Genomic DNA, 5271 nt, shown 5'->3' with positions numbered 1-5271 from the left:
AAAACCAAATAAAGGAACCTCTGTATGTTGGTTTGTCCACGTTAATACAGTATCCGCTGGCACATTATTTTCGCTCTCATCGACCAAGGTTTGGTAAAGCCCCACGACTATGGCGCCAAATCCTTGCTCTTTAGCTGTGCTTATTCTTGTCTGCCATTCTTTCTCTGTCGCCACCGAAGCTATCTCTGTCGCAATGCCTAAATTCTTTTCAATCATACTCGCTTGGGTTTGCATAAATTCCAACGCAATACTCGCCGTACTACCCGAATCAAATAACACCAATACTTTACGTTTATCTTTATCGAGCATCCGGCCAATTTCTCCCATGGTTTTCACATAGAGGGGGCGCTCTAAAACACCGGTCACTTTGGCTTGCCCTTGGTATTGAGCCATGAATTTTCGTGGGTTTGAATTAATACCCAGAAACACGATTGAGATTGGCTCGTTGTAGAGTTTCGGCAACATATGAACCAACGCATTGTCGTCTCCTAAAACCACTACCTGTGGTTTCAGTTGCTGATATCGGCTAAAGGCTTGTTCGGCGATTTGTGAATAACGGCTCGCTGGTACACGTTTGGTGTCCATCTCAAAGGTATGCAGTTCATGCGCAGGCGTTAACGACTGCTTAAGGGCGGATACATAGCTAGCGTCCCATTCATAGCTTTGCTCGTAGCTCTCTATTAAAAGTACTTTTCCCGCCATCACGGGCGCACTTATCACACACAATATCCATATCCAACGCATGAACTGCCTCCAATGTTTCGGCTATTTTTTTATAGTGTAGTCAATAAGATGTTATCCACACTTCCCATGTGACATCTATACTCAAATTATCACTCAAAAAAATGAGAAGCAGGATGAACAAAAGCCGAACATTTAATGAAAGCATTGATAACCCACTATCGAGTCGTATTGGTCGCAGGATCATTTTTTTCCTTGTCATTTTGAGTGGTGCTGTCACCCTGATGACAACGTTAGCACAAACATATTTCGACTATGATAGAGAGTTCGATGATGTGGCTCAGCGTCATCACGAAATAGAATTCGTTCATGCCGAACTGCTTGCCGCTTCTTTATGGAATTATGATCTCGTGACGCTTCAACAGCGTTTAGATGGCTTAGTGAACTTGCCTAAAATTGATTATTTGGAAATCACATCTGGCGGTTATCAATTCAGTGCCGGAGAAAAAGTGACGGAGCAATTAGTCGCACACCGTTATCCCATGCTTTATATCAACCCAAAAACGGAAGCCAAAGAGCAGATTGGTGAGATCTACGTTGAGTCTAATGCCCAAGAAATCTACAACTACTTAATCAAGCAGTTTCTATTGATATTGGTCGTGAACGCGATTAAGACTGCCTTTATTTGTTACGCTATTTTGATGATTTTCCATGAGAGCGTAAACCGACGTGTCTTCGCTATTGCTCAATACTTACGCAAGTACAACCCTCGCCATCCACCAAAACCACTAAAACTTCCTCATAAGAAATGGATTATGGGGCATAACGATGAACTCACTTGGCTGGCCGATGAGACCAATAAAATTACCGGAAATGTAACTACGTTGTACAGTAATATAAAACTTGAACAAGAACGATTAGCCGATTTTACGGACGTCTCATCAGACTGGTTATGGGAAACGGATAGTACTGACAGGTTGATTTACACTTCCGAACCCATGCGTCAAGCTTTAGAGATCAGTGAAAATAGCAAGCCACTACTTTCAGAGATTGACTCACTGCGAGATATGAAAAAATTACTCCAATCCATTACTAAACACTGCTCGTTTTCAATGTGTGAAGAGACAATTATCATCAATGATTGTAAGCACTATTTGATGTTTCAAGCAGTAGCACGATATGAGAAGGATATGTTTCTCGGGTTACGGGGCACAGCCATTAATATTACCGAGCTAAAACTGGCGCAGCTTGAACTACAAAAACTCAACCAAAACTTAGAGCGTCAAGTCGCCAAACGAACCTGCGATCTGGAAAACAGTATTGAGCAACTAAAAGCCACGCAAACACAGTTGATTGAATCTGAGAAATTAGCGGCTTTAGGTGGTTTAGTTGCAGGGGTGGCGCATGAAGTCAACACGCCATTGGGTATCGCGGTGACCGCAAGTTCGGTGATCATTGAGGTAACACAAGAGCTAAATAGCGCCTTCGCCAACCAAACACTCACAAGTCAGCAGTTTTCTGAATTGATGCAGAGAATGAATGAAACCAATACGATGCTTGAAAGCAACTTAAATCGTGCTGCCAAACTGATCCGAGACTTTAAACAAACAGCGGTCGATCAGGTATCTGAGAGTCGTAGTCAATTCTCGATCCACCAAGTATTAAGCGCGCTTATCGCTAGTCTTCATCCCGAGACCAGGAAAATCCCTGTTACCCCCGTACTAGAGGGTGATGAAGGACTAACCATGAACAGCTTACCTGGAGTATTGACTCAAATAGTCTCTAATCTAGTGATGAATAGCGTCAACCACGCTTTTAGTGATGAGCAAAACCCCATCATAGCCATTGCGTTCAAACAGGAAGGAGAAAATATCCTCTTAGAATATAAAGATAATGGCTGTGGCGTCGAACCAAAACTGCACCATAAAATCTTTGAACCCTTTTTTACCAGCAAAAGAGGCCGTGGCGGATCAGGGCTTGGCTTGAATCTTGTCTTTAATCTAGCGACTCAAAAATTACAAGGAAAACTAGATTTTAGTTCTAATGTTGGCCAAGGTGTTCATTACGTTTTTACTCTCCCTAAGGCTCTTGAACTTGTTAATGATGATGCTGCAATAAATGATGCAGTAATAATAGACAGAAAGTAATAATAGATAGAAAGTAAGAGGGTCAAGGTTGCCAATCATCGTAAGGACGGTGAATAGCATCATAGAGTATTTTCAACTCTCCACTTTCCTCTAGTTGAGAGAGTATTCGCGTTAAGTATTGATCAACCTCATCGCCTTTAGAGCCGTGAGCAATGACAAATACATCCTTGAAATCGGCAAAGTGTTGGCGTGAAACATTCTCTAAACCTAAACTTTTCAGCGCAATATCCGCTTCTTCTTGTGCCCAGACAAATCCATCAATACGTCCAGCGGCTACTTTAAGTAGTGAAGCATTGATGCTATTTGAGCGCGCAACTTCAAAAGGTATATAGCTAGGAACGGCCTCAACGTAGTATTTATCAGGCTGGCTCCAAAGCTGTTCTGACGTGATTCGATTGGCTTTATTTGTATAAAGAACATGTGCCACTAAACCGAACGACTTCGTACTAAAACGAAATGGTAACTTTCCTTCAGGATCATCAACATAAATCGCGGGTAAGGCAAAGTCAGCTTGCTTATTAACGACCCCATGTACAGCTCGATGCAAAGGGAAAACTTCAATATGGATCTCTGTATCAGGGTCGACCTTATCCATGTACCTCACTAATTCGACAAATGGCCCCGAACCATCCGCATTAATCAGTCCAGGGAGTTCACCAAGGTGTGCGACCATTTGTTTAGGTTCATTAAGTTTGGGATTTGAAGGATCAATTTGTGCTTGTACAAAAGGAATCTGAACGATGGCTAAGCTAGACGTACACAAGCCAACAATCGTCTTTAATTGGTTGCTTTTCACTCTATCCTACTCCCTGAAAACGGATTTATTTTTCGGTTCCAAAAAAGATTCTAGTCTGGAAACTGTTCACGAATAGTGATGAAATCATCCCAATGCGCCAGCATCAGATCGACCAACATCGGATCAAAATGTTTTCCTTTTTGCGCGACAATTTCTTGTTTGATTGTCTCTTCCGGCCAAGCATCTTTATAACTGCGTTTAGAACCAAGAGCATCAAACACATCAGCTAATGCTGTGATTCTGCCACTGATAGGAATGCCTTCACCGGCTAATTGGTTTGGGTAACCGCTTCCATCCCATTTTTCATGGTGAGAACCGGCAATCTCTTTCGCTTTGATAATTAAACTGCGTTTTGAACGACTTAAGATATCAACACCGTATTCCACGTGTTTTTGCATGATCGCCCATTCTTGAGCGTCCAATTTCCCTGGTTTATGAAGAATACTGTCAGGGATCGCCACTTTACCTACATCGTGCAGGGGTGACGCATTTTTAATCATATAAATATCCTGCTCAGGTAGGGTCATTAATGTGGCTAATTTTTCACAGATCAGAGAAACCCGCTGTACGTGAGCTCCTGTTTCTTTGCTTCTGGCTTCGACGGCATTGGCTAAGTTATAAACAAGCTCCCTCGATGTTTCGCGTAAATCAAGCTGTAAATTTAAGTTTTCAAAAGTTAACCCTATGTTATACATATAGATTTCAAGCAAACGTTCGTCATTTTCAGATAAGCGCTCAAGTAAATTGATATAGAGTAGATTCTCTACGCCACGGCTGTCTGTCATATAAAGTACAGAGGCATCATCGTAGCTATGAGACATTTTGCTTTGCAGTGCAAGCTGGCAGCGCTTAGCCACTTCCGAAGGTAAGCGCGAAAAATCACAGTCAGAATAAAAATCGACAAATCCTCCAATAGCCGCCAACGTCAAAGCACACGAACCTTCGCCTTCAGATTTAGGTTGAACGATACAATAAAATGCCGATGCATGGAGTTTAAGTAAAGAAGTGAGCTGGCTCAGTACCGATTCAGCATAGGTTTGTAAGGTTGTGGTATTTTGTACCTTCGCTGAGGCTTCAATCACGCGTTTAAGCCCCTCTTTTTGCTCTTCTATCAAACAAAGATCCCGATAAGATCGCAACATCGAATAGAGCAGGGTTCTGAGTTTTTGTGTGGTAAGTTCTGTTTTCTCTTTATAGTCATCAATTTCATACTCTTGGATGACCGTATCTTCGGGAGCTTGCCCTGCTTGCCCGGTACGTAATACCAAACGAATGATTCTATTCTTACACTCTTCACGGATATGCCTAACTAAATCTAACCCCGCGTGTTCCGTCTCCATAACTACATCAACGAGCGCTAAAGCTATATCGGGCTGAGTATTCAGCACTTCTCTGGCTTCAAGACCAGACATAGCAGACAGTAGCTCTAGTGGCCGTCCTTGAAATGAAAACCCTCTTAGCGCTAAACGAGTGATCTGGTGCATCTGCTCATCATCATCGACTAGCAGTACTCGCCATGGTTTATTTTCAACACTAAGTTCATGACTCTCCTGGCTCTTTGGTTGAGCCTCTTGTCGAAAATCCGCAAACAGATCCATCGCTTATCTCTCTATATTGACAATATTCCTACTCTTATAGGTTTAGCAC

General features: G+C 42.4%; 4 protein-coding genes. 1 reads left to right on the top strand and 3 read right to left on the bottom strand.

What is annotated here, in order from left to right; translation table 11 throughout:
* Positions 1-744 (bottom strand): hypothetical protein (locus B9J87_RS09710; RefSeq protein WP_094150455.1); only part of this gene is annotated, 744 nt, incomplete at its 3' end.
* A 113-nt stretch (positions 745-857) separates the two neighbouring features.
* Here B9J87_RS09710 and B9J87_RS09705 point away from each other — a divergent pair.
* Positions 858-2828: a sensor histidine kinase gene (locus B9J87_RS09705; protein ID WP_254918125.1), complete on the top strand. Its 1971-nt coding sequence runs from the start codon at positions 858-860 to the stop codon at positions 2826-2828.
* Positions 2829-2850: 22 nt separating this feature from the next.
* On the opposite strand, the gene B9J87_RS09700 is transcribed toward B9J87_RS09705, so the two are convergent.
* Complete coding sequence (locus B9J87_RS09700) at positions 2851-3624, bottom strand: transporter substrate-binding domain-containing protein (RefSeq protein WP_017045093.1); 774 nt, start codon at positions 3622-3624, stop codon at positions 2851-2853.
* Between the two features lie 50 nt (positions 3625-3674).
* Positions 3675-5222, bottom strand: a complete 1548-nt coding sequence (locus tag B9J87_RS09695) for a DUF3369 domain-containing protein (RefSeq protein ID WP_017048193.1) — start codon at positions 5220-5222, stop codon at positions 3675-3677.
* Positions 5223-5271: the final 49 nt, after the last annotated feature.

Origin of the sequence: Vibrio sp. V19_P1S1T109 (assembly GCF_002241375.1) — a bacterium.
Classification (GTDB): Bacteria; Pseudomonadota; Gammaproteobacteria; order Enterobacterales; family Vibrionaceae; genus Vibrio; species Vibrio anguillarum.
The sequence above is the reverse complement of the archived record's forward strand: the minus strand, read 5'-3'. Positions and strand labels throughout refer to the sequence as shown.